Source organism: Bacillus sp. BR3(2024) (assembly GCF_039134555.1).
In the GTDB taxonomy this organism is placed as follows: Bacteria; Bacillota; Bacilli; order Bacillales; family Bacillaceae_G; genus Bacillus_A; species Bacillus_A cereus.
In genome coordinates this window covers 4,087,520-4,112,969 of the sequence record NZ_CP152433.1, presented here as the reverse complement: position 1 = coordinate 4,112,969, position 25,450 = coordinate 4,087,520, and the positions used below count along the sequence as shown (strand labels likewise).

Here is a 25,450-nt window from a genome sequence, read left to right as displayed (position 1 = left end):
AATGTCAACTGTTGCGTTCCATACGTTAGGTTGTAAAGTAAACCACTATGAAACAGAAGCCATTTGGCAATTGTTTAAACAAGGTGGTTATGAAAGAACAGAATATGAAAAGAAAGCTGATGTATATGTTATTAACACATGTACAGTAACGAATACTGGGGACAAAAAAAGCCGTCAAGTAATCAGACGTGCTGTGCGTCAAAATCCAGATGCAGTTATTTGTGTAACGGGATGTTATGCACAAACATCTCCAGCTGAAATTATGGCGATCCCGGGTGTGGATATTGTAGTTGGTACACAGGATCGTGAAAAGATGTTAGGTTACATCGAAGAATTCCGTAAAGAGCGTCAACCAATTAATGCTGTCCGCAATATTATGAAAACACGTGTGTACGAAGAACTTGATGTACCTTATTTCACGGATCGTACACGTGCGTCTTTAAAAATACAAGAGGGTTGCAATAACTTCTGTACATTCTGTATCATTCCTTGGGCGCGCGGTTTAATGCGTTCTCGTGATGGAAAAGAAGTTATTAAACAAGCGCAACAATTAGTGGATGCAGGCTATAAAGAAATCGTATTAACGGGTATTCATACAGGTGGATACGGCGAAGACATAAAAGATTATAACTTAGCTGGATTACTTCGTGATATGGAAGCGGAAGTAGGCGGATTAAAACGTCTTCGTATTTCTTCTATTGAAGCGAGTCAAATTTCAGATGAAGTAATTGAAGTGTTAGATAAATCTGAAGTAGTTGTACGCCACTTGCATATTCCGTTGCAATCTGGCTCTAATACTGTATTAAAACGTATGCGTCGTAAATATACGATGGAATTCTTCCAAGAGCGTTTAGATCGTTTGAAAGAAGCGTTACCAGGCCTTGCGATTACATCTGACGTAATCGTTGGTTTCCCAGGTGAAACAGAAGAAGAATTCATGGAAACATACAATTTCATTAAAGAGAACCGCTTCTCTGAGTTACATGTGTTCCCTTACTCAAAACGTACAGGAACACCTGCAGCGCGCATGGAAGATCAAGTTCCTGAAGATGTGAAGAACGATCGTGTTCATCGTTTAATTGAGCTATCTAATCAATTAGCGAAAGAGTACGCATCAGCGTTTGAAGGTGAAGTGCTTGAAATCATTCCGGAAGAGCAATTTAAAGAGGGCGACCGTGAAGGGTTATATGTAGGTTATACAGATAACTACTTGAAAATTGTATTTGAAGGATCAGAAGAATTAATTGGTAAGCTAGTGAAAGTGAAAATTACGAAAGCTGGTTATCCATATAACGAAGCGCAATTTGTTCGTGTTCTTGAAGATGATGTGAAAAAAGAATCAGCTAGCGCATAAAAAGAGCGTGCAACCGGAAACGGTTTGCATGCTTTCTTTATTTGAAGCGGTTAAGTAATAGAAGGTGGGGAGGCGTTTCATGCATCCCTGTATGAAAAAAGATGAAATGATAAAAATATAGTTGTCTTCATCAGTGAAGGATACTAGTTATTTGCATAACTTTTGAAAAGGAAATGCTTCTATTCTTCTTTTATTCTGCCAAATAGTTGACCTGAAGTGATAAAATGTATTATAATCGTAAAAGACATGCTGAAGAAGTGTTTCTTTTTGCATGCTGAAGTTAGTATGTAAGTGTGATGTTTCGGAGGGAGGGAAAGAGAATGTCAAAAACAGTCGTTCGTAAAAACGAGTCTTTGGAGGATGCACTTCGCCGTTTTAAAAGATCGGTTTCTAAAACTGGTACACTTGCTGAAGCAAGAAAGCGCGAGTTTTATGAAAAACCAAGTGTAAAACGTAAGAAGAAATCTGAAGCGGCAAGAAAGCGTAAATTCTAAGAGAGGGTGTAAGTTATGAGTCTTCTCGGTCGTTTAAACGATGATATGAAACAAGCGATGAAGAATAAACAAAAAGAAAAATTAACCGTTATTCGTATGGTTAAGGCTGCTTTACAAAATGAAGGTATTAAACTGCAACATACTCTTACTGAAGAAGAGGAAATAACAGTTTTAGCTCGTGAAGTAAAACAGTATAAGGACTCCCTCCTTGAATTTAAAAAAGCTGGTCGTGAAGACCTTGTTAATAAACTGCAAAGTGAAATTCAGATTTTAAGCGCATATTTGCCAGAGCAATTAACTGAAGAAGAACTAGTTGATGTAATCAAGCAAGTTATTTCTGAAGTTGGTGCGACTTCTAAAGCAGATATGGGTAAGGTGATGACTGCTGTTATGCCGAAAGTAAAAGGTAAAACAGACGGATCACTTGTGAATAAGCTGGTTATCCAGCTATTAGCATAAAAAAACGTCTCATTTCGTATGAGACGTTTTTTTATTGTTCTTATTAAGGAGAAACGCTATATTGCTTAAAAAGCGTTTCTGTAAGTGATAGAAACCCCTCTAGTTTAAAGTTTCAATTTATTATTTCCTTGTATAATTCCGATTCTACACCTATTCTTACTTCCTTGACTAAAACTTCTTTCGCGAATAAAAGCTAAGTACCGAGCCTTCTGAAACTCGGATTGAAGTTTTATAGCTTGCTCTTCAGCATAATCCTCAAAGGTAACGAAAGAGATTCTAACTATTTTAGATTTTGCATCAGTTGCATAAAATGGCTGGATATTACTGTCGGTAACTTGTTTTATAACATTCAAAATTTCTTGACCAAAGCCGATTTCCTTTCGTATTTCCTCATTTATTAATTCATTTTTTAATGAACCCTAATATTTTTTGAAATTCATATAACAACCATCTATAAAATATTCTTACTTACAACGTAACATTCAGATTGAAGAAATTTTCTTTTTTTTTGATTTTATCCCGCATTAACGGGTAGCCCGATTGGTGAGGATTGATTATAGTTTTACTTTATCTCAGTTGTCCAATAAATGACAACTACTTATTCTATGGTCAGTATGTCACGTCCAGAACGAATTGTAACAGGTTTTTTCAAGTTTCCCACTTCTCGCTAGGCTCAATTTCTTAATGTAACTTGTACTGATATCCGGTAGGGGCGCATATTCTTGTATTAATACTTCTATTATTAAAGGTAACATCCTCTGATCCATCATTGTCCTGACAAATATGATTTCATATAGCGACTGTTTTAATTAACATGATATGAACTCTTACAGAATATAGTTATGTTAGTGAAGTCGTTATAACACGATAGGCACTTGTGAAGAAATACATATATATGGGATGAGAGGGGGTCTTTCGAGATGAAGAAATTAGAACAAATGAAAAATTGGTTGACAAAACAAGTAGACCTACCAGTGGATGTATTAATGGATCTACCTCGGATTACTCTTGTTGGGCAAATACATATTTATATAGAAAATCATCGGGGGTTATTAGTGTTTTCAGATAAAGAAGTGCGATTGCTTTTAAAACACGGTCAATTATTAATTAAAGGACAATCCTTTGTTATTAAAACGATTCTTCCAGAAGAGCTTTTACTCGAGGGGATAATTGAGCAAGTAACATTTTTAGAAAATGAAAAAAAAGGTGATTGAAGTGAAACTTCCATTTGTGAAGTTTTTCTTCTTTATCCTGTAAAAGTTCCGTTGATAGAGACTGATTACAGTTTTACTCTGTTTTATTTTAGTACGAGCTATTTTAATGCTTCAAATAAAAAGTAGTATATCTACTTTTAGAAAGGTAGTGAAGGTGGTAAATGAAAAATAAATGGTTTATAAAGTGGCTTGGATATGTAAAAGTGCGAATTGAAGGTAGAGGAGCGGAACGGTTTGTTAATGAATGTGTACGGAGGAATTTATTAGTTTGGGATGTTAAAAAGATAGCTGATGAAACGTTAGTTTTTTGTATGTTGTTACGCGATGTGAAAAAAATAAAACCAATTTATAGAAAAAATGAATGTAAATTATATTTTATTGGACGTTATGGTTTTCCTTTTTGGAATAAACGTTTAATTAAAAACAGTGGATTTTTAATTGGTTTTTTAATTTTCTTTTTTGGTGTGATTGCAATGTCAAATATGGTTTGGAAAATTGAAATTACAGGAGCTAAACCTGAAACAGAATATATATTGATGAAAGAATTGGATAAAATGGGTATTAAAAAAGGGAAACTACAATTTCAAATGCCGAATGTAGAAGATGTACAACGCCATTTGACAGATAATATTAATGCCATTACTTGGGCGGGACTAGAAGTAAGGGGAACGACTTATCATTTTAAAATTGTTGAAAAAAACGAACCGAAGAAAGAAAAGGAACAAAGGCCGCAAAATTTAGTAGCAAAAAAAGAAGCGATTATTACAAAAACGTTTGTAGAAGTTGGAAAGCCGGTTGTACTGAAAAATGATCATGTAGAAAAAGGACAGATTCTCGTATCGGGAATATATGGTAATGAGGAAAGTCCGACGATTGTTTCAGCGAAAGGTATTGTATATGGCGAAACGTGGTATACATCTAAGGTGGATGTCCCGTTAAAGACGCAATTCCAAGTGTATACTGGTAATGTATACAATGAACATTTTCTTAAATTCGGGGATACGAAAATAAAAATATGGGGATTTCAGCATGATAAGTATAAACGCTCTCGTACTGAAAGTGTAAAGCATGATGTGAAATTATTTGGTTTTACACTGCCGATTGCATATGAAAAAGATGTTGTGAGAGAAGAGGAAGAAGCGAATCGAGAATATACAGAAAAGCAAGCGCTGAAAGTAGCGAAGGAGATGGCCGAAAAAGAACTAAAGAAAAAATTGGATGAACATGCTATGATTGTAAGTGATAAGATTTTGAGTAAAGAGGTTGAGGCGGATCAACTAAAAGTTACATTGCATTATACTGTGGTTGAAAATATTGCAGAGCCACAACCAATATCCGAATCCGATATTCAAGGAGACTGAGTAATGGCAGAACAATTAGTAGAAATGAACCAACAATTGGAAAATGCTAACGAAGCAATCGCTCTTTTTGGAGTTAATGATGCGCATTTAAAAGTAATTGAACGAGAACTGAATGTATCGATCGTAACTAGAGGAGAAACTGTTCATGTATCTGGGGCAGTTGAAACGGTGGCACTCGTAGAAAAAATCTTACAGCAATTACTTGTTGTAATTCGTAAAAGTATATCAATTTCAGAGAGAGATGTTGCGTATGCGATTCAGCTTGCACAACAAGGGAAAATTGCTCAATTTGAAGAGTTATATGAGGAAGAAATTTTCAAGACTGCAAAAGGTAAATCCATTCGTGTAAAAACAATGGGGCAAAGAAGATATATTCATGCGATGAAGAAGAATGATATTGTCTTTGGGATAGGGCCTGCAGGAACTGGAAAAACATATTTAGCTGTAGTAATGGCTGTGAGGGCTTTAAAACAAGGATATGTAAAGAAAATTATTTTAACAAGACCTGCTGTAGAAGCTGGAGAAAATTTAGGTTTTTTACCAGGGGATTTGAAAGAGAAGGTAGATCCATACTTACGCCCGTTATATGATGCTTTACATGATATTCTTGGACAAGAATATACGCAGCGTATGATGGAGCGAGGAGTAATTGAAATAGCTCCGCTTGCTTATATGAGGGGGCGTACGCTTGATGATTCATTTGTTATTTTAGATGAGGCTCAAAATACAACGGGTGCTCAAATAAAAATGTTTTTAACAAGATTAGGTTTTAGTTCTAAAATGGTTATTACAGGGGACCCTTCACAAGTAGACTTGCCAAAAGGGGTAAAATCAGGGCTATCTATAGCTGCTAATATTTTATCTGGTGTATCAGGTCTGTCATTTATTACATTAGAACAAACGGACGTTGTGAGACATCCATTGGTGCAACGTATTATTGAGGCATATGATAAAATGGAATGATCCTATTTGTCAGGATCATTTCTTTTTGTATGATAAGGTTGGCGAACGTCATATTTTTTACTATCATGAAAGATAAGGAAAATAAACTATTGGTACTAGTGTATAAAATATTGCCTCAAAGTATCGTTTGGTAGAAGAAATGAAAGCTATAAATAGTTTCACTTTATTTCTGGAGAGGAGAAGGTATTGAAATCATGTCAAGATCTCAAGAAATTTCTAAGTGGTTTCGTAATTTACAACATTCGAAAAAACTAAGTTGGATTTCTTACGTTGTGTTAGGAGCAGTGCTGTTTTTTGCGCTTATGAATAATGTAAAACCAGAACAATTAGATGTTAATATGTATTCTATTGCGAAAAAGACAATCCATTCTCCTATAAAAATTGAAGATAAAGTTACAACGGATAAAAAGAAAAAAGAAGCCGCTACAAAAGTTGAAGATCAATATACATATAAAAGTGAGTATAAACAAAACAAAGTTGATATTGTGAATGACGTCTTTGCTAAAGTGGATGAAGTGGTGCAAGAGATTAAAGCTGTTGGACCGGATGATCAAAAAAAGATGACTGATGCTGAGAAAGTGGACAAGTTAAAAAAGAAACTACCCGCTGACTTAACGAAAGAGTTATCTGATTCAAACTTACTGAATTTGATTAATGCAGATCCGAGCCAATTAGTATTAGCGAAAGATGCTGCGGTCACAGCGATTAATAGTATCATGACTGAGCATATTAAAATGGACGAATTGAAAGATGCGAAAGAACGATATGTAAGTGAGATGAATAGTGTTAATGTTGATAATGGTTTAAAAGAATCAATTAAGGCGCTAGGAAGATATGCAATTTCAGCTAACTATTTTTATGACCCAATCTTAACGAAAGAGAAGAGAAAAGCAGAGGAAGATTTAGTTCCACCTGTTTATATTCTTCAAGGACAAGTTCTTGTTAGAGAAGGTGAAACAATTTCAAGTGATGTGTATAATCAGTTGAAATTAGTTGGTTTGTTAGAAAAAGGGAACGGTTTTCAACCTTATGTTGGATTAGCGGTACTCATTGGTGTGTTACTATACTTTATGCATAAACAATTTGAATTATTTTTAAAGAGAAAAAGAGAAGATAGACCGTATGTTTTAGCGTATATTACAATTTTGTCTATCACAATCGTCTTAATGAAAATCATTAGTTTGTTTCAAAAACTTGAATACGCAGGGATTGCATATGTTGTCCCAGTTGCGATGGGAACAATACTTGTAAAACTAATGATTGGTGATCGATTTGTCTTTTTAACGAGTATGATTTTTTCTGTATGCGGAAGTATTATGTTTAATGAAGGAGTAACGAGTACATTAAATTATAGTGTAGGGATTTACGTATTGTTAAGTTCGTTATCGGTTAGTATTTTCTTGCGAGAAAAAAATCGTCGTACAATGATTTTACAAGCTGGTATACTCGTTTCTGTATTAAATGTAGTCGTATTGGCGGCGCTTTTATTATTACGTAATGGGAATTTTTCGCCTCTTGAAATTGGTACGCAATTATTAATGGCTTCACTTTCAGGGATTATATCATCCGTTTTGGCTATGGGGATTTTACCATATTTAGAAAGTGGACTTGGAATCGTATCAAGTATGAAGCTTATGGAACTATCAAGTCCAAATCATCCGCTTTTACGCAGAATTTTGTTAGAAGCGCCAGGGACATATCATCATAGTGTAATGGTAGCGAATCTTTCTGAGGCTGCTTGTGAAGCAGTTGGGGCAAATGGTGTATTAGCGCGTGTAGGGGCATATTATCATGATGTAGGAAAAACAGTACAACCGCAATTCTTTATTGAAAACCAAATGGGAATTAAAAACCCGCATGATAAATTAGATCCTGTAACGAGTAAAGATATTATAATTGCTCACGTAACGGATGGAGTAAGAATGCTCGAAGAATATCATATTCCACAAGAAATTATTGATATCGCTGGGCAACATCACGGTACAACGTTACTGAAATATTTTTATTATAAAGCTATTAAAGAAGATAAAGAAAAATATACAGAAGAGATGTTCCGTTATCCAGGTTCAAAAGCAACTTCGAAAGAATCGGCAATTGTTGGTATTGCTGATAGTGTAGAAGCTGCGGTACGTTCTATGAATCACCCAACGCCAGAACAAATTAATAATTTGGTGCAAAGTATTATTAAAGATCGACTGCAAGACGGTCAATTTAGTGAATGTGATTTGACGTTTAAGGAACTACAAATCGTTGGAAAAACGTTGTGTGAAACGTTAAATGGTATTTTCCATTCGCGTATTACATATCCGGAACCTCCGGAAGAAAAGGAGAAAGAATGAATTTGTTAATTGATTTTATTGATGAAACAGAAGAAGTAAAAGAAGAGTATATGAGTTTAATTCGTGAAGTGTTAGAAAAAGCAGCTCAAATGGAAAATATCGAGGATGGTGCGGAGGTATCGGTGACATTTGTAGATAATGAGCGCATTAGAGAAATTAATCGTGATTACCGAGATAAAGATCAACCTACAGATGTAATATCCTTTGCCATGGAAGAGATGGGAGAAGGAGAAATGGAGATTGTTGGTGCAGAGATGCCGCGCATGTTAGGGGATCTTATTATCTCTATTCCAAGGGCGAAAGAGCAAGCTGAAGAGTACGGACATTCTTTCGATCGTGAACTTGGATTTTTGGCGTTACATGGCTTTTTACATTTACTTGGTTATGATCACATGACAGAAGAAGATGAAAAAGAAATGTTCGGAAGACAAAAAGAAATTTTAGAAGCTTTTGGATTAGGACGATGAAAAAAGGAAAACTTATAGATAGTTTTGGATATGCTATAGCTGGTATATTCTTTTGTTTTCGTCATGAACGAAATATGAAAATCCATTATTTAGCCGCAGTCATTGTTATATGCTGCGGCTTTTATTTCCATATTACGAAAATAGAGTGGATGATATTACTTATTGTAATAGGGAGTGTAATGAGTTTAGAGATGGTAAATACGGCTGTGGAAAAAACGGTAGATTTAGCGACTGCCGATATTCATCCGTTTGCAAAAATTGCAAAGGATGTTGCGGCAGGAGCGGTTTTATTGTTTGCAATTATAGCTGTTATAATTGGTGCTATTATCTTTTTACCGTATATGGTATAGTTGCATTCCGAAGCTTTTATTAAGCTTTGGAAGTGCCGTAAGGGCCTTTAATGAGAGAGTGTATCTCTTCATAGCTGTGAACAGGAAGGATGCGGGAATATGAATAGTAAACAATTAATTCTAGAAGCAATCGAAGCGCGTAAACAAGCGTACGTACCATATTCTAAATTTCAAGTAGGTGCAGCATTATTAACGCGCGATGGAAAAGTGTATCGTGGATGTAATGTTGAGAATGCATCATATGGCTTATGTAATTGTGCTGAAAGAACAGCTTTATTTAAGGCGGTTTCTGAAGGGGATAACGAATTTGTAGCCATTGCGGTTGTAGCAGATACAAAGCGTCCAGTACCTCCTTGTGGAGCATGTCGACAAGTTATGGTAGAATTATGTAAACAGGATACGAAAGTATACTTATCAAACTTACATGGTGACGTTCAAGAGACGACAGTCGGAGAATTGTTACCAGGAGCATTTTTAGCGGAGGATTTACATGAATAGAAAAGGTTATAAATCAGGTTTTGTCTCTATTATTGGCAGACCGAATGTTGGAAAATCTACATTTTTAAACCGTATTATCGGCCAGAAAATTGCTATTATGAGTGATAAGCCACAAACGACTCGTAATAAAATTCAAGGTGTATATACAGAAAATGATGCACAAGTTATTTTCATTGATACACCAGGAATACATAAACCTAAACATAAATTAGGCGACTTCATGGTAAAGATGGCGCAAACGACATTAAAAGAAGTTGATATTGTTCTGTTTATGGTTAATGCAGTTGAAGGATTTGGTCGTGGTGAGGAATTCATCATTGAGAAATTAAAAGAAACGAAACAACCAGTATTTTTAGTCATTAATAAAATTGACCAACTTCATCCAGAGCAATTACTAGAGTTAATTGATCAATATCGTAAACTACATGAATTTGCAGAGATTGTACCAATTTCTGCGTTAGACGGTAATAATGTGGACGCTTTAATTGGAACAATTAAAAAGTATTTACCAGAAGGACCACAATACTATCCAGAGAATCAAGTAACGGATCATCCGGAGAGATTTATTATTGCAGAGCTTATTCGTGAGAAAGTACTACATTTAACACGTGAAGAAGTGCCGCATTCTGTGGCTGTTGTTATCGATGCGATTCAAAAGCGTGAGGGCGGGGCAGTTTATATAAATGCAACGATTGTTGTTGAACGTGCATCACAAAAAGGAATCATCATCGGAAAACAAGGAAAAATGTTAAAAGAAGTTGGTAAGCGAGCTCGTTTTGATATTGAAGCGCTACTTGGTTCTAAAGTATTTTTAGAAGTATGGGTAAAAGTGCAAAAAGATTGGCGTAATAAAATGTCTCAGCTTCGTGACCTAGGTTTCCGCGAGGATGAGTACTAAAATAGAGTAAAGTTGTAATCAGTGGATGGTTGGTTCATCCACTGATTATTGGTTTTTATGAACTTTGATAAATTAGGAAAAATTTTTCTCACATGAAAATGGACAAAATGGGTCAATTTAATAACAACAAAGGAAATTGGTTTATAGGCTACGCTTATTGAGAAAGGTGGATTCTTATGCTAGATTTTACCTGGAAGTTTTTCTCCAAAACAGGAAGCATTGAAACGTACTTGCTTTTGAAAGAAATGGAAAAAGACGTAAACGATGAGATGGATCAACATGAAGAGGAGCTAGCGCATCTAGACTCTCCAATTTCTTGACCCGTTTTGTTCAAACCTTGGATGGTGACGAACATGTTTCAAAAAGTTGAGGGCATCGTTATCCGTACGACAGATTACGGAGAAACGAACAAAATTGTTACAATATTCTCAAGAGAACTTGGTAAGGTAAGTGCAATGGCAAGAGGGGCAAAAAAACCGAAAAGCCGATTAGCATCTGTGTCGCAATTAATGACACATGGCCATTTTCTAATTCAAATGGGATCTGGGCTTGGAACATTGCAACAAGGCGAGATTATTTCAACTATGAAAGAAATTCGCGAGGATATATTTTTAACTGCTTATGCATCATTTATTGTTGAGTTAACTGATAAAGCAACAGAAGATAAAAAACATAATCCGTATTTATTTGAAATGTTATATCAAACGTTGCATTATATGTGTGAGGGTGTTGATCCAGAAGTATTATCATTAATTTATCAAACGAAAATGCTTCCGGTATTAGGGATGCGCCCGTACTTTGATACATGTGCGATTTGTCATCAAGAAACAGACTTTGTCGCCTTCTCCGTCAGGGAAGGCGGTTTTCTGTGCTCACGTCATGCAGAGCAAGACCCATATCGTATACCGGTAGGAGAAGCTGTTCATAAATTATTACGTCTTTTCTTCCATTTCGATTTACATAGGCTCGGAAATGTATCGGTAAAGGATAGCACAAAAAAACAAATGCGTTTAGTATTGAATACATATTATGATGAATATTGCGGAATTTATTTGAAATCAAGACGTTTTTTAGAACAACTTGATAAGTTTCAAATATAATTTTGGGCCGTATACGGTCCTTTTTACATACTTTCTTTTTCGAATAGCATATTTAGTATATAATATTTAAGAGATAGTATAACTTTTTTCGTTGTGCATTAAAGGTGGTGATTATCATAGAGCTGAATAAACGGCAAGAACATATCATTCAGATTGTAAAAGATCACGGTCCTATTACAGGGGAATCAATTGCAGCGCAATTGGGTCTAACACGTGCGACGCTAAGACCAGACTTAGCAATTTTAACGATGGCTGGTTATTTAGAAGCACGTCCACGCGTAGGTTATTTTTATACGGGTAAAACTGGGGGGCAGCTATTATCTGAAGCTGTTAAGAAAATTAAAGTACAAGATTATCAATCTAGACCGGTTGTAATTGATAAAAATGTTTCCGTATACGATGCAATTTGTACGATGTTTTTAGAGGACGTTGGTACATTGTTCGTTGTAGATCAGATGACTCTATTAGTTGGTGTTGTGTCTCGTAAAGATTTATTAAGAGCGAGCTTAGGAAAGCAGGATTTAACCTCTCTTCCGGTTAATATTATCATGACAAGGATGCCAAACATTGCGATGTGTCGTAGAGAGGATTCTTTATATGATATTGCGATGGAATTAATAGAAAGACAGATTGATGCAATGCCAGTTGTAAAAGATACGAAACAAGGTTTAGAAGTGATTGGGCGAATTACAAAAACAAATATTACACGTGCGTTTGTAAATTTAGTAAATAACGAATAAGTGTAATTTGTTTAAAGTGAGGTAATGTAATGGATAATAAAATCGTATATGTCGTATCTGACTCTGTAGGGGAAACGGCTGATTTGGTTGTTCGAGCAGCAATGGGGCAATTCCCGTTTGCTCCTGATATTAGACGTGTACCGTATGTAGAAGATACAGGGACATTAAAAGAAGTGATTTCGATTGCTAAGAGTAATCAAGCACTTATATGTTTTACGTTAGTTAAGCCTGATATGCGCCAGTATTTAGTAACAGAGGCTGCAAAAGAAGGGGTAGAGGCATACGATATTATCGGCCCTCTTATTGATCAAATTGAAGAAATTACGGGGCAAGTGCCGAGATATGAGCCAGGTGTTGTCCGTAGGTTAGATGAAGAATACTTTAAAAAGATTGAAGCGATTGAGTTTGCTGTGAAGTATGATGACGGCAGAGATGCACGAGGTATTTTAAAAGCAGATATCGTGTTGATTGGTGTTTCGCGTACATCAAAAACACCACTTTCCCAATATTTAGCTCATAACAAACGCTTGAAAGTTGCGAATGTACCACTCGTGCCAGAAGTTGACCCACCTGAAGAACTATATCAAGTGGCAAAAGAAAAATGTTTCGGTTTGAAAATTACGCCAGATAAGTTAAATCATATTCGAAAAGAACGATTAAAATCACTTGGATTAAGTGATGGAGCAACATATGCAAATATTAATCGTATTCAAGAAGAAATTGATCACTTTGAGGAAGTAATTAGTAAAATAAATTGCCAAGTAATCGATGTATCGAATAAAGCGATTGAAGAAACAGCAAATATTATTGTGAATGCAGTGCAAAACCAAAAAATGTTTTAGCACATTTACCAAAGGTGAATGTGCTTTTTTCGCTCGTGTGAAATATGATACCTATGGATTTTGTAATAGATTGTAGTGTAATGGTTATACTTATACTCCTTTGTCTTTTAGTATATTCAAGGTGTGAGTTTGTCATCCTGAAATGTAAGATGAAAAAATAAAGGGATATGTAGCGTAGTTGAAGAAAATATATTATAATAAAAAATTGTGATAAAAACCTATATTTTACGTTTAGACTTTAATTTTTCAGAATAAACTAGGGATAGGATTTACGAAAAAGACATGTAATTACGTTAAATCGACAAAATCTATACAAGAAAACGCACATTATGGAAGGATTCACAGAAGGGATGTAGAATACAGAAATATGCAAAACATCAACAACATATTAGTTGGTGTAGATGTATATCCCGTGAAGGCTGAAATTGTGCAAGTTGGAGCGGAATTTCATGTCGGAATTTTGTTTGTCGCATCATATGCTCATCCTTTAAGGAAATAGCAAGGCAATTGGATCATTGTAGATACTGAACAAAATGGAGTTGATTGTTATATGGATCAACATGAAAAAGTTACAGATCTCAAGATCAAACAGTATATGTGGCTTGCTACTCTTCTTGGAAAAAGGTGTATATGTATTGTTTCTAAGAGATACATTTGTAACAGATGAGCAAATGTATACAATTTTATATAGCAAGTATGTATATGCGATTTATGCAGATAAAGGACCTATAGGAAAGGTTCAAAATCGTTTATACAATGTAATCGGCAACACTTTCTAACAAGTTTAGAAAAATATTGTCGAATTATAAAGGAATTTTTTAATTTATATCGAATACAAAATACGACACGGAGATGGAGTTATGGGGAACAGAATTCCCGAAGAAGTTGTTGAACAGATTCGGACATCATCCGATATTGTAGAAGTCATTGGTGAATACGTTCAACTTAGAAAACAGGGGCGTAACTATTTCGGCCTTTGTCCATTTCATGGTGAGAATTCTCCTTCATTCTCTGTTTCATCTGATAAGCAAATTTTTCATTGCTTCGGATGTGGAGAAGGTGGAAATGTATTTTCCTTTCTAATGAAAATGGAAGGACTGGCTTTTACCGAGGCTGTTCAAAAGCTAGGCGAAAGAAATGGAATTGCGGTTGCAGAGTACACATCAGGACAAGGACAACAAGAAGACATATCTGATGACACTGTCATCATGCAACAAGCTCATGAATTATTGAAAAAGTATTATCATCATTTATTAGTAAATACGGAAGAGGGAAATGAAGCACTTTCATATTTATTAAACCGTGGTATTACGAAAGAGATGATTGAGAAGTTTGAAATTGGTTATGCATCACCTGCTTGGGATGCGGCGACGAAAATTTTACAAAAAAGAGGTTTATCGCTGTCTAGTATGGAACAAGCTGGCCTTCTAATAAGAAGTGAGAAGGATGGTAGTCATTACGATCGCTTCCGTGGAAGAGTTATGTTCCCGATCTATACGTTACAAGGTAAGGTGATAGCGTTTAGTGGAAGGGCGTTAGGGGATGACACTCCGAAATATTTAAATAGCCCTGAAACACCGATTTTTCACAAAAGTAAATTGTTGTATAACTTCCACCAAGCAAGACCGTTTATTAGAAAGCGTGGGCAAGTGGTTCTTTTTGAAGGATATGCCGATGTACTAGCTGCGGTAAAAAGTGGTGTGGAAGAAGCTGTTGCGACAATGGGAACAGCTTTAACTGAAGAACAAGCAAAACTTCTGCGACGTAACGTTGAAACTGTTGTTCTTTGCTATGATGGTGATAAAGCAGGGCGAGAAGCGACGATGAAAGCAGGGCAATTATTGCTAAAAGTTGGTTGCCAAGTGAAAGTCACATCCTTGCCAGATAAGCTTGATCCTGATGAATATGTGCAACAATATGGGACTACCGCTTTTGAAAATCTTGTGAAATCAAGTGTGAGTTTTGTTGGTTTTAAAATAAATTATTTGCGTTTAGGGAAAAATTTGCAAGATGAGTCTGGCAAAGAAGAATATGTGAAAAGTGTTTTAAAAGAGTTATCGTTGTTACAAGATGCGATGCAGGCAGAGTCATATTTGAAGTCATTATCGCAAGAATTTTCGTATTCAATGGAAACACTTTTGAATCAATTGCACCAATATCGCAAAGAACAAAAGGTACAGCAAAAACAAATAAAGCAGGTTGCTAAACCGTCTCAAGTCGTTCAAACAAAACCGAAGTTAACAGGTTTTGAAAGAGCGGAAAGAGAAATTATTTACCATATGTTGCAAAGTGCAGAAGTAGCTGTTCGTATGGAATCCCATATAGAAGATTTTCATACAGAAGAACATAAAGGGATTTTATATGAACTATACGCATATTATGAAAAGGGAAATGAACCTTCAGTCGGAACATTTTTAAGTTGGCTCTCTGATGAAAAGTTGAAAAATATTATCACTGATATTTCGACGGATGAATTTATTAATCCAGAATACACAGAAGAAGTGTTGCAAGGCCATTTGGAGACGCTTAGGCGGCATCAGGAAAAACTTGAAAAGATGGAGATCATCTTTAAAGTGAAACAAATGGAAAAAACAGATCCTGTAGAGGCTGCTAAATATTATGTAGCATATTTACAAAATCAAAAAGCGAGAAAATAGCTTTTTTGATAAAGTTTTAGTATAATGAATGTTTGTATCTCGCGTAAGGAGGGGAACAGATGGCTGACAAACCAGCTCGTTCTAAACAAATTGAAACTGAAATGACCCTTGAGCAAGTGAAAGAACAACTCACTGAGCTCGGAAAAAAACGTGGCGTTCTTACATATGAAGAGATTGCAGAACGCATGAATGGATTTGAAATTGAATCCGATCAAATGGATGAATACTATGAATATTTAGGTGAACAAGGCATTGACTTAGTTGGTGATAATGACAACGAAGAAGGCCCTAATAATCGCCAAATTTCAAAAACAGAAGAAGAGTTTGACCTCAATGATTTAAGTGTACCACCAGGGGTTAAAATCAACGATCCTGTTCGTATGTATTTAAAAGAAATTGGTCGTGTAGACTTACTATCTGCAGAAGAAGAAATTCGACTTGCAACGCGTATTGAAGAAGGCGATGAAGAAGCGAAACGTCGTCTTGCAGAAGCAAACTTACGTCTTGTAGTAAGTATTGCAAAGCGCTATGTAGGCCGTGGTATGCTTTTCTTAGACTTAATTCAAGAAGGTAATATGGGTCTAATTAAAGCTGTTGAAAAGTTCGATTATCGTAAAGGTTTCAAATTTAGTACGTATGCAACTTGGTGGATTCGCCAAGCTATTACACGTGCCATTGCAGACCAAGCGCGAACAATTCGTATTCCAGTCCATATGGTTGAAACGATTAACAAGTTAATTCGTGTACAACGCCAATTATTACAAGATTTAGGTCGTGAACCGTCTCCTGAAGAGATTGGTGAAGAAATGGATCTTGCTCCAGAAAAAGTACGTGAAATCTTAAAAATTGCACAGGAGCCAGTTTCTCTTGAAACACCAATTGGTGAAGAAGATGACTCCCATTTAGGTGACTTTATTGAAGACCAAGAAGCAACATCGCCTGCGGACCATGCAGCCTATGAATTGCTAAAAGAACAATTAGAAGATGTGTTAGATACGCTAACAGATCGTGAAGAAAATGTTCTACGTCTTCGTTTCGGTTTAGATGATGGACGAACTCGTACGCTTGAAGAAGTTGGGAAAGTATTTGGCGTAACGAGAGAGCGTATCCGTCAAATTGAAGCAAAAGCACTTCGCAAATTAAGACATCCAAGCCGTAGTAAGCGTCTTAAGGATTTCTTAGAATAGGTTATTTTTTAAGTTTACTTCACCATTGTGAAGTAAACTTTTTTATTTTGTTAATTTTTGTTAAAATTTAGCTATCGGCAACGATTACAATTTCTTGTAATTTATTTTACAGAATTGTCTTTTGATTTGCAAATGCTCATTTTTCGATTTTTCGATTAATTTTGTTTATTCTATACAAAAATATATGTAGAAAAGCGAAAAATATGATGAGAAACGTTAATAATTATCGAAATAATAAGCGATATGACAATAAAAAACAATAAACTGAATTTATGGAATATTTTTAACAAGTGGTAGTTTACTCTTTTCTGATAGAGCGTTTTCAAGTACAATGGAAATGACTGAATCATCTAACTATTTAGGGGTATAGAGGGGGGAGAAGAGATATGAAACGTAATCCGCTGATTCCGTTCGCTCTTATTGCAGCATTGGGTATTATCGTTATGTTTGTATTTTCATTTCAGGGGCTAAATAAATCTAAAGAGTTAGCTGATGCAAAAAATGGCGGGAAGCCAGCACAAACGGCATCAAAACCAGAAGATATTGTGAAGCAAAGCTGTACGAGCTGCCATGGTGATCAGTTACAAGGGGCAGTTGGACCTAACTTGCAAAAAATTGGTGGGAAACTTTCAAAGGATGAAATTAAAGAAATTCTTTCGAAAGGAAAAGGCAATATGCCTGCCAATATAGTTCCAGCTGATCAAGCCGCTAAAGTAGCTGATTGGTTATCGAAGAAAAAATAAAGTTCCGTATGACAAGCCTTTTGCTTATGCAAAGGGCTTGTTTTTCTATATTTTCTAAAATACGATGAATGATAGAGCAGTGAATTGTTGTTATGGGCTTGCAACAACTACTATAAATTCATTATCATGGAGACAGACTGACAAGAGAAGGAGTAATGGAAATACATGAATGAAGTAAAGCTTTCAAAACGATTAGAAGAAGTTGTACGTGAAATACCAGTAGGATCTACAGTCGCTGATATTGGATCGGATCATGCGTATTTACCGTGTTATACAATTATAAATAATATTGCTACAAAAGCAGTTGCAGGAGAGGTCGTAGATGGACCATTTCGCTCTGCGCAAGCAACTGTAGCTGAAAGTGGTTTACAAGATAAAGTAGATGTGCGTAAAGGGAATGGATTAGCTGTTATCGCACCAGGAGAAGTAGATGTAATTACAGTTGCCGGAATGGGCGGAGCGTTAATTCGTGACATTTTAGAAAGTGGTAAAGAAAAATTAGAAGGTGTAACACGTTTAATTTTACAGCCTAATATTGCAGCGCATCATATTCGTGAATGGTTTATTGAGAATGGTTGGGAGCTTATCCATGAAAAAATCGTAAAAGAAGATGGGAAAATTTACGAAATTTTAGTAGGGGAGCGAGGAAATGTTGCAGCGCCTTACTCTGAAAATAAACAAGCTGAATTGTTTATGGGACCATTTTTAATAACAGAAAAAAGTGAAGCCTTCGTTGAAAAATGGGAAGGAGAATTAAAAAACTTCCAAAATATTTTAAAACAGTTAGAACGTGCAGCTGATTCTGAAGAAACAAAAGCGAAGCGTGGGGAAGTAGAAGCGAAAATGAAAATGATAGGGGAGGTTTTATCATGAGTAAAATTCCAAATGGCCATGAAATTATTTCTTTATTTGAAAGTATGTATCCGAAGCATTTGGCGATGGAAGGAGATAAGATTGGCCTGCAGATTGGAGCGCTTAATAAACCGGTGCGGCACGTATTGATTGCGTTAGATGTAACGGAAGAAGTTGTGGATGAAGCAATTCAATTAGGGGCAAATGTCATTATTGCTCATCATCCTTTAATTTTTAACCCGTTAAAAGCGATTCATACAGATAAGGCGTATGGGAAAATTATTGAAAAGTGTATTAAAAATGATATTGCAATCTATGCAGCGCATACAAATGTGGATGTTGCTAAGGGCGGGGTAAATGATTTACTTGCTGAGGCGTTAGGATTGCAAAATACAGAAGTTTTGGCACCGACATATGCAGAAGAAATGAAAAAAGTTGTTGTGTTTGTGCCAGTCACTCATGCAGAAGAAGTAAGGAATGCATTAGGAGACGCAGGTGCTGGTCATATCGGCAATTATAGCCACTGTACGTTTAGTAGCGAGGGTACAGGCACATTTGTACCTCAAGAGGGGACAAATCCTTATATCGGGGAAACTGGACAGTTAGAACGTGTAGAAGAAGTGCGAATCGAAACGATTATTCCAGCTTCATTACAGCGGAAAGTGATTAAAGCAATGGTAACGGCGCACCCTTATGAAGAAGTAGCATACGATGTGTATCCGCTTGATAATAAAGGTGAAACGTTAGGCCTAGGAAAAATAGGATACTTACAAGAAGAAATGACGCTTGGTCAATTTGCAGAACATGTGAAACAATCATTAGACGTGAAGGGCGCAAGAGTTGTCGGTAAGTTAGACGATAAAGTGCGTAAAGTAGCTGTACTTGGTGGAGATGGTAATAAATATATAAACCAAGCGAAATTTAAAGGAGCAGATGTATATGTAACTGGTGACATGTACTATCATGTTGCTCATGATGCGATGATGCTCGGTTTAAATATAGTTGACCCAGGACATAATGTTGAAAAAGTAATGAAACAAGGTGTACAAAAGCAATTACAAGAAAAAGTAGATGCAAAGAAACTCAATGTACACATTCATGCTTCGCAGTTACATACAGATCCATTTATATTTGTATAAGAAAAATAAAAACCGTTGCTCATGCAAGCAACGGTTTTTATTATTGTTCTTTTTTCACTTTCACGCGAGGTAATATTTTTTGTAACGGTACTTTTCGAACTCTTTCCCATGTAGCGGGATTCATTGGGTTATATTGCTCTAAGAAAGCGATAACTTCTTTCGTAATTGGCGTTGGAGTAGAAGCACCTGCTGTAACAGCTACGTTTTCTACACCTTGTAGCCACTCTAATTGAATTTCGCTTACATCAGCAACTCGATATGCTTTTGTACCCGCGATTTCTTGTGATACTTGTGCTAAGCGATTTGAATTGTTACTTTTCGGATCACCAACAACAATTGTTAAGTCTGCAACATCAGCTTGTTTAGCGACAGCTTCTTGGCGAACTTGAGTTGCTAAACAAATTTCTTTATGGAATTCTGCTGTTGGGAATTTTTTTTGAATGTCCTCCATTAAATGTTGAACATCCCATTGACTCATCGTTGTTTGATTTGTTACTAAAATTTTATCTGTTGGGATTTCTAATGTTTTTAAATCATCGGCTCTTTCGATAAGGTGAACGATGTCAGGTGCAATACCAACTGCGCCTTCTGGCTCTGGATGATTTTTTTTACCGATATAAATGACATGATACCCTTCCGCTTTCTTAGCTTCGATAAGGTCATGCGTCTTGGTAACATCTGGGCAAGTAGCATCGATTGTTGTTAAACCTTTTTCTTTTGCGCGTTGTTTAACTTCTGGAGAAACACCGTGTGCAGTGAAAATAACAGTACCAGAATCAATTTTATCTAAAATTTCTAAGCGACTTGGACCGTCTAATGTGATGATTCCATCTTCTTCAAAAGCGTCTGTAACATGTTTATTGTGAACAATCATACCTAAAATATAAATGGGTCTCGGCAATGATTTATCTAATGCGGCGTTACGTGCAATTACCATTGCATCGACAACACCGTAGCAATAACCACGAGGGGAAATTTTAACAATTTTCATATGAGTAATCCTCTCCTTCTAAACAAGGGATACTTTTGTGCATAGTCTTTTACATTATAAAGGAGGAGTGGATAGAAAACAAAGGATTGTTACACATATAGTTTTGGTTTTGTTGCTGTTTGTTGAACTGGTTCTTTCGGTAACTCTTTTTCTATTACAGGTTCAATCACTATTTTCTTTCGTTTTCGTTTCTTTTTTTGAGGTGCAGGAGGCGGACTTTCTACTTCAACTGGCTCTGTTACATTTTCCGTTTGATTTTCTTCCGTGCTTTTTCCAGAGGTGAGGATTTTAACAATGCTTGGTAGACTACGCATAATAGGACCGTACTGTTCGACGACAGGACCTACAGATTGAACGACTTGGGATACTTTTTCGATGTTATTTATCATATTAGTTGGATTTGAAATTAAGTTCGAAAAAAAACTGCCGATGCCACTGCTTGCTGTTGCCGCAGCTGTAGTTGTGCCCCCGCGCGTTTCAGTTGATTCATACATTTGAGGCGGTATCATTTGCTCAGGATATTGCTGCATGTATGGTTGATATTGTGGATGTTGCTGCGGATATTGTTGTTGGTATTGCTGTTGATATTGGGGCGGTGGTGGTTGCTGATGCATCATCGGTTGCCCTTCCATTTGTCGGTAAGGTGGAACCATTTGCATAAAAGGCTCGGTTGGATCGTGTTTTTTAAAAAGCTTAGCAAGAAAACCTTTCTTTTTTTGTGCCATTGGTGGTAGTTGTGGAATTGGATATGGTGTATAAGGTTGCTGCCCTGGATTCGGATACATTTGCCTTGTAGGGGATTTCGGAAACATGTGAGAAATCCTCCTTTCTTCAGTTAGGTATATACACATACAATATGCAATAAAAGGGAAGAAGGTTAGTTTTTGAAGTGAAAACCTAAACTAAAGATGGATTTTACTTGTAGATTTCGATATAATGTAGACTTGACTGATTTGTGCGCGCAGTAGAAATTTTAGAAAGAAGGTGTAACTTATGACACAACAAACTTTTACACAGTATGATTTTAAACCATTTTTAATAGATGCAGTTCGTGAACTACGCTTTACAGAGCCGACAGGAATTCAGCAGAAAATTTTCCCAGTCGTGAAAAAAGGTGTAAGTGTAATTGGACAATCCCAAACAGGTTCTGGGAAAACACATGCATACTTACTTCCTACATTAAACAGAATTAATGCAAGTCGTGAAGAAGTACAACTTGTTATTACAGCGCCTACTCGTGAGTTAGCACAACAAATTTACGAAGAAATCGTGAAATTAACAAAGTTTTGTGCGGAAGACCAAATGATTACAGCACGTTGTTTAATTGGTGGAACTGATAAACAACGTTCAATTGAGAAATTGAAAAAACAACCTCATATCGTAGTTGGGACACCAGGACGTATTAAAGACTTAGTTGAAGAACAAGCATTATTTGTTCATAAAGCAAATACGATTATTGTCGATGAAGCAGACTTAATGCTTGATATGGGATTCATTCATGATGTAGACAAAATTGCAGCACGCATGCCTAAAAACTTGCAAATGTTAGTTTTCTCTGCAACAATTCCTCAAAAACTAAAACCGTTTCTGAAGAAATATATGGAGAATCCAGAGCATATTCATATCAATCCAAAACAAGTTGCAGCTGGAAACATTGAACACTATTTAGTGCCTTCTAAACATCGTAATAAAATTGATTTAGTGCATAAAATGCTACTTCAATTTAAACCGTATTTAGCAGTTGTTTTCACGAATACGAAAAAGATGGCAGACCAAGTTGCTGATGGATTAATGGAACGTGGCTTAAAAGTTGGACGAATTCACGGGGATTTATCACCACGTGATCGTAAAAAAATGATGAAACAAATTCGTGACCTTGAATTCCAATATATTGTTGCGACTGATTTAGCAGCACGTGGTATTGATATTGAAGGGATTAGCCATGTTATTAACTATGAGCTACCATCAGATTTAGATTTCTTCGTTCACCGCGTTGGAAGAACAGCACGTGCGGGGCATTCTGGTATTGCAGTGACGATTTATGATCCAGCAAACGAAGAAGCATTAGATAGCTTAGAAAAACAACGTCATATCGAGTTTAAACATGTAGATTTACGTGGAGATGAGTGGGCAGATTTAGGTGAGCGTCGTCGTCGTAAGAGCCGTAAAAAACCAAATGACGAACTTGATGTTATGGCAACGAAAGTTATTAAAAAACCGAAAAAAGTAAAACCAAACTATAAACGTAAACTTGCAACAGAACGTGACAAAGTGAAGAGAAAATATAGCAATAAAAAAAGATAAGGGGTTTCCCTTATCTTTTTTTAATCCCGCTAATTTAAATGAAGAGTATAGTCTGTCTAAATAGTCATATGAATTTGTGTAGTGCGTCTTTTGTGAACAAACAATTCACTACATATTTCTACAAATTATGCTATCATTATATCTATTGTATATTGAAGAGGTGATTGTATGTTAAAGATTGGATCTCATGTTTCTATGAGTGGTAAGAAAATGTTATTAGCAGCAAGTGAAGAGGCTGTTTCATACGGTGCAACAACGTTTATGATTTATACAGGTGCACCGCAAAATACACGAAGAAAACCAATTGAAGAATTGAACATAGAAGCAGGAAGAAAACATATGGAGCTGAACGGAATTGAGGAAATTATCGTCCATGCGCCGTATATTATTAATGTTGGGAATACGACGAAGCCAGAAACATTCCAATTAGGTGTAGACTTTCTTCGCATGGAAATTGAAAGAACATCGGCATTAGGTGTAGCGAAACAAATTGTTCTTCACCCAGGAGCGCACGTTGGTGCTGGAGCAGATGCTGGTATTCAACAAATTATTAAAGGGCTTAATGAAGTGTTAACGCCAGAACAGACGGTTAACATTGCGTTAGAGACGATGGCAGGAAAAGGAACAGAATGCGGTCGTAGCTTTGAAGAAATTGCAAAGATTATTGATGGTGTAAAATATAATGAAAAGCTATCCGTATGCTTTGATACGTGTCATACGCACGATGCAGGATATGATATTGTAAATGACTTTGACGGCGTATTAAACGAATTTGATAAGATCGTTGGTATAGATCGTTTACAAGTACTTCATATTAATGATAGTAAAAATGTACGCGGAGCAGGAAAAGACCGTCATGAAAACATTGGATTTGGTCACATTGGGTATAAAGCATTGCATCACATTGTACATCATCCACAGTTAATGCATGTACCAAAAATTCTTGAAACACCGTATGTAGGGGAAGATAAAAAAGATAAGAAGCCACCATATAAATTGGAAATCGAAATGCTGAAAAACGGCACTTTTGATGAAGGGCTTCTTGAAAAAATTAAAGCGCAATAAGGAGGGGAAATCCCCTCCTTATTTTAGTAGTTGCTGAAATAATGTATTTACTTGTTGGGCAGTGGCAGGGGAAGTTACTTTTGCGATCTGTTTTAATAGCTCTAGTCGCTCGTTGTTATCGTAAATATTAATATTTTTACCCTTCATAAGTAAAACGATTTGGTCAGCTTGTGCGGCTGTAATAGGAACTTCGTATTCTTTGCTATATTTTAATAACTCTTTTGTAGAAATATGATTTAATTTTTTATTAACAATTTGTTTAATGAGGTTCATCTTATTATCCTCCTTCACGCGTTCTTCTATCGAAATATATGAGCATGTAGCTTGTACATATTCGTATGGAGTTTCTTTTTTCATGAGGAAAAGAAGCGTATGTTATAATATAAGGACGAAACTACAGAAAAAGAGTACAGGGAGGGCTTATGGAGCAAAAGCAACATCGAAAAGAAAGTGTTATTCATCTCATTTATCGTTTAGTTATGATTATTTTTGGAGCAGCATGCGCGGCGGTGGCGATTGAACTATTTTTAATGCCAAATAAAATTATTGATGGTGGAATTATTGGTATTTCTCTTATATTAGATTATCTTACTCCTAACATTTGGTGGTTAAGTTTTTCTACTTTAGTCGTTGTTCTCAATATCCCATTTATGTATTCCGGTTATAAGCAAATTGGAAAAACATTTATGTTATCTTCGACATTTGGTATTGTAGCGTTAGCTTTCATTGAGTCAACGTTACATGCGGTGCCACCATTTACAACAGAACCTATTTTAGCGACAGTGTTTGGTGGGCTTATTTTAGGTCTTGGTGTAGGACTTGTAATTCGTCATGGTGGGTCGTTAGATGGAACTGAAATTATGGGGATTTTATTAACGAAGAAACTACCGTTCTCTGTTGGTGAATTCGTAATGTTTGTGAACTTATTTATTTTTGCATGGGCAGCATTTGTGTTTGGTGTGGAACAAGCGATGTATTCTGTTATGACGTACTATATCGCATTTAAAACAATCGATACAGTAATTCAAGGGCTAGATGAAACGAAGGCGGTTTTAATTGTATCTGATCAATATGAGGAAGTATCAAACGCGATTTTGCATCGTCTTGGCCGTGGAACGACAAAGCTTGTAGCAAAAGGTGGTTACACGGATAAAGAAAAAGAAGTTATTTATGCAGTTGTAACGCGTCTAGAAGTGACGAAATTAAAGTCAATTGTGCATGAAATTGATGAAAATGCGTTTGTTACGATTATGAGCACGCAAGAGACAAATGGTGGTAAGTTTAAATCGGCTATTCACTAAAAGTTTATAGGAATATTTTTTGAAAGCAGAGAATTTTTCTCTGCTTTTTGTTATAATAGTAAGGTTTCTTGAAAAAATAGATATATTTTAGGCAGATTGGTTTACAACTATAATAAGCTGTACTATAATTCA

27 protein-coding genes are annotated in these 25,450 nt (G+C 36.0%); 24 read left to right on the top strand and 3 right to left on the bottom strand.

Going from position 1 to position 25,450, the window contains the following annotated elements; translation table 11 throughout:
• Position 1 precedes the first annotated feature (1 nt).
• The 21 genes from mtaB to V7S45_RS21030 all read left to right on the top strand — a co-directional run bounded on the left by mtaB (position 2) and on the right by V7S45_RS21030 (position 19,657).
• Entirely contained in the window at positions 2-1,354 is a 1,353-nt protein-coding gene (gene mtaB, locus V7S45_RS21130; RefSeq protein WP_000108680.1) for a tRNA (N(6)-L-threonylcarbamoyladenosine(37)-C(2))-methylthiotransferase MtaB, read from the top strand.
• Positions 1,355-1,674: 320 nt separating this feature from the next.
• Positions 1,675-1,848: a 30S ribosomal protein S21 gene (rpsU, locus tag V7S45_RS21125; RefSeq protein ID WP_000048061.1), complete on the top strand. Its 174-nt coding sequence runs from the start codon at positions 1,675-1,677 to the stop codon at positions 1,846-1,848.
• Between the two features lie 15 nt (positions 1,849-1,863).
• Positions 1,864-2,307, top strand: coding sequence for a GatB/YqeY domain-containing protein (locus tag V7S45_RS21120; RefSeq protein ID WP_000054562.1), 444 nt, complete (start codon positions 1,864-1,866; stop codon positions 2,305-2,307).
• A 920-nt stretch (positions 2,308-3,227) separates the two neighbouring features.
• The gene (gene yqfC, locus V7S45_RS21115) at positions 3,228-3,521 is read left to right on the top strand and encodes a sporulation protein YqfC (RefSeq protein ID WP_000732269.1); all 294 of its coding nucleotides are present in this window, start codon (positions 3,228-3,230) and stop codon (positions 3,519-3,521) included.
• Between the two features lie 161 nt (positions 3,522-3,682).
• Positions 3,683-4,882, top strand: coding sequence for a sporulation protein YqfD (gene yqfD, locus V7S45_RS21110; RefSeq protein ID WP_000792498.1), 1,200 nt, complete (start codon positions 3,683-3,685; stop codon positions 4,880-4,882).
• A gap of 3 nt (positions 4,883-4,885) precedes the next feature.
• Complete coding sequence (locus V7S45_RS21105; protein ID WP_000840501.1) at positions 4,886-5,845, top strand: PhoH family protein; 960 nt, start codon at positions 4,886-4,888, stop codon at positions 5,843-5,845.
• Between the two features lie 194 nt (positions 5,846-6,039).
• On the top strand, positions 6,040-8,184 hold the full coding sequence (locus V7S45_RS21100; RefSeq protein WP_000091510.1) for an HD family phosphohydrolase: 2,145 nt from the start codon (positions 6,040-6,042) through the stop codon (positions 8,182-8,184).
• A complete protein-coding gene (gene ybeY / locus V7S45_RS21095; RefSeq protein ID WP_001050397.1) occupies positions 8,181-8,651 on the top strand; it encodes an rRNA maturation RNase YbeY in 471 nt (156 codons plus the stop codon). The genes V7S45_RS21100 and ybeY overlap by 4 nt, the downstream gene beginning before the upstream one ends.
• Positions 8,648-9,001 carry a diacylglycerol kinase family protein gene (locus tag V7S45_RS21090; protein WP_000715464.1) on the top strand — a complete coding sequence of 118 codons (354 nt, stop codon included), beginning with the start codon at positions 8,648-8,650 and terminating at the stop codon, positions 8,999-9,001. The genes ybeY and V7S45_RS21090 overlap by 4 nt, the downstream gene beginning before the upstream one ends.
• A gap of 99 nt (positions 9,002-9,100) precedes the next feature.
• On the top strand, positions 9,101-9,499 hold the full coding sequence (locus tag V7S45_RS21085; protein ID WP_001086283.1) for a cytidine deaminase: 399 nt from the start codon (positions 9,101-9,103) through the stop codon (positions 9,497-9,499).
• A complete protein-coding gene (gene era / locus V7S45_RS21080) occupies positions 9,492-10,397 on the top strand; it encodes a GTPase Era (RefSeq protein WP_001080230.1) in 906 nt (301 codons plus the stop codon). The genes V7S45_RS21085 and era overlap by 8 nt, the downstream gene beginning before the upstream one ends.
• Positions 10,398-10,573: 176 nt before the next feature.
• Positions 10,574-10,717: a YqzL family protein gene (locus V7S45_RS21075; RefSeq protein WP_000883924.1), complete on the top strand. Its 144-nt coding sequence runs from the start codon at positions 10,574-10,576 to the stop codon at positions 10,715-10,717.
• Between the two features lie 33 nt (positions 10,718-10,750).
• On the top strand, positions 10,751-11,497 hold the full coding sequence (gene recO, locus V7S45_RS21070; RefSeq protein WP_000487009.1) for a DNA repair protein RecO: 747 nt from the start codon (positions 10,751-10,753) through the stop codon (positions 11,495-11,497).
• A gap of 107 nt (positions 11,498-11,604) precedes the next feature.
• The gene (locus V7S45_RS21065) at positions 11,605-12,237 is read left to right on the top strand and encodes a helix-turn-helix transcriptional regulator (RefSeq protein ID WP_000583756.1); all 633 of its coding nucleotides are present in this window, start codon (positions 11,605-11,607) and stop codon (positions 12,235-12,237) included.
• 29 nt (positions 12,238-12,266) lie between these two features.
• Positions 12,267-13,079, top strand: a complete 813-nt coding sequence (locus tag V7S45_RS21060) for a pyruvate, water dikinase regulatory protein (protein WP_000368944.1) — start codon at positions 12,267-12,269, stop codon at positions 13,077-13,079.
• A gap of 635 nt (positions 13,080-13,714) precedes the next feature.
• Complete coding sequence (locus V7S45_RS21055) at positions 13,715-13,858, top strand: hypothetical protein (protein ID WP_000479733.1); 144 nt, start codon at positions 13,715-13,717, stop codon at positions 13,856-13,858.
• 81 nt (positions 13,859-13,939) lie between these two features.
• Entirely contained in the window at positions 13,940-15,736 is a 1,797-nt protein-coding gene (gene dnaG / locus V7S45_RS21050) for a DNA primase (RefSeq protein WP_000528221.1), read from the top strand.
• A gap of 59 nt (positions 15,737-15,795) precedes the next feature.
• Positions 15,796-16,923 (top strand): RNA polymerase sigma factor RpoD, encoded by a 1,128-nt coding sequence (gene rpoD / locus V7S45_RS21045; RefSeq protein ID WP_000764065.1) that lies wholly within the window; start codon positions 15,796-15,798, stop codon positions 16,921-16,923.
• A gap of 386 nt (positions 16,924-17,309) precedes the next feature.
• Positions 17,310-17,666 (top strand): cytochrome c550, encoded by a 357-nt coding sequence (cccA, locus tag V7S45_RS21040; protein WP_000828141.1) that lies wholly within the window; start codon positions 17,310-17,312, stop codon positions 17,664-17,666.
• A gap of 165 nt (positions 17,667-17,831) precedes the next feature.
• Entirely contained in the window at positions 17,832-18,539 is a 708-nt protein-coding gene (locus tag V7S45_RS21035; RefSeq protein ID WP_001006542.1) for a tRNA (adenine(22)-N(1))-methyltransferase TrmK, read from the top strand.
• Positions 18,536-19,657, top strand: coding sequence for a Nif3-like dinuclear metal center hexameric protein (locus V7S45_RS21030; protein WP_000036243.1), 1,122 nt, complete (start codon positions 18,536-18,538; stop codon positions 19,655-19,657). The genes V7S45_RS21035 and V7S45_RS21030 overlap by 4 nt, the downstream gene beginning before the upstream one ends.
• A 40-nt stretch (positions 19,658-19,697) precedes the next feature.
• Here V7S45_RS21030 and V7S45_RS21025 read toward each other — a convergent pair whose 3' ends face one another.
• Positions 19,698-20,648, bottom strand: coding sequence for a 4-hydroxy-3-methylbut-2-enyl diphosphate reductase (locus V7S45_RS21025; RefSeq protein ID WP_000706662.1), 951 nt, complete (start codon positions 20,646-20,648; stop codon positions 19,698-19,700).
• Positions 20,649-20,737: 89 nt separating this feature from the next.
• Positions 20,738-21,460 (bottom strand): YqfQ family protein, encoded by a 723-nt coding sequence (locus V7S45_RS21020; RefSeq protein ID WP_063537466.1) that lies wholly within the window; start codon positions 21,458-21,460, stop codon positions 20,738-20,740.
• Between the two features lie 181 nt (positions 21,461-21,641).
• Here V7S45_RS21020 and V7S45_RS21015 point away from each other — a divergent pair, with 181 nt between their 5' ends.
• On the top strand, positions 21,642-22,952 hold the full coding sequence (locus tag V7S45_RS21015) for a DEAD/DEAH box helicase (protein ID WP_000194017.1): 1,311 nt from the start codon (positions 21,642-21,644) through the stop codon (positions 22,950-22,952).
• 168 nt (positions 22,953-23,120) lie between these two features.
• Positions 23,121-24,017, top strand: a complete 897-nt coding sequence (locus V7S45_RS21010) for a deoxyribonuclease IV (protein ID WP_000912460.1) — start codon at positions 23,121-23,123, stop codon at positions 24,015-24,017.
• A gap of 18 nt (positions 24,018-24,035) precedes the next feature.
• On the opposite strand, the gene V7S45_RS21005 is transcribed toward V7S45_RS21010, so the two are convergent.
• Positions 24,036-24,290 carry a DUF2624 domain-containing protein gene (locus V7S45_RS21005; protein WP_001048954.1) on the bottom strand — a complete coding sequence of 85 codons (255 nt, stop codon included), beginning with the start codon at positions 24,288-24,290 and terminating at the stop codon, positions 24,036-24,038.
• Positions 24,291-24,439: 149 nt separating this feature from the next.
• On the opposite strand from V7S45_RS21005, the gene V7S45_RS21000 reads away from it, so the two are divergent.
• Positions 24,440-25,318, top strand: a complete 879-nt coding sequence (locus tag V7S45_RS21000) for a YitT family protein (protein ID WP_000435963.1) — start codon at positions 24,440-24,442, stop codon at positions 25,316-25,318.
• Positions 25,319-25,450: the final 132 nt, after the last annotated feature.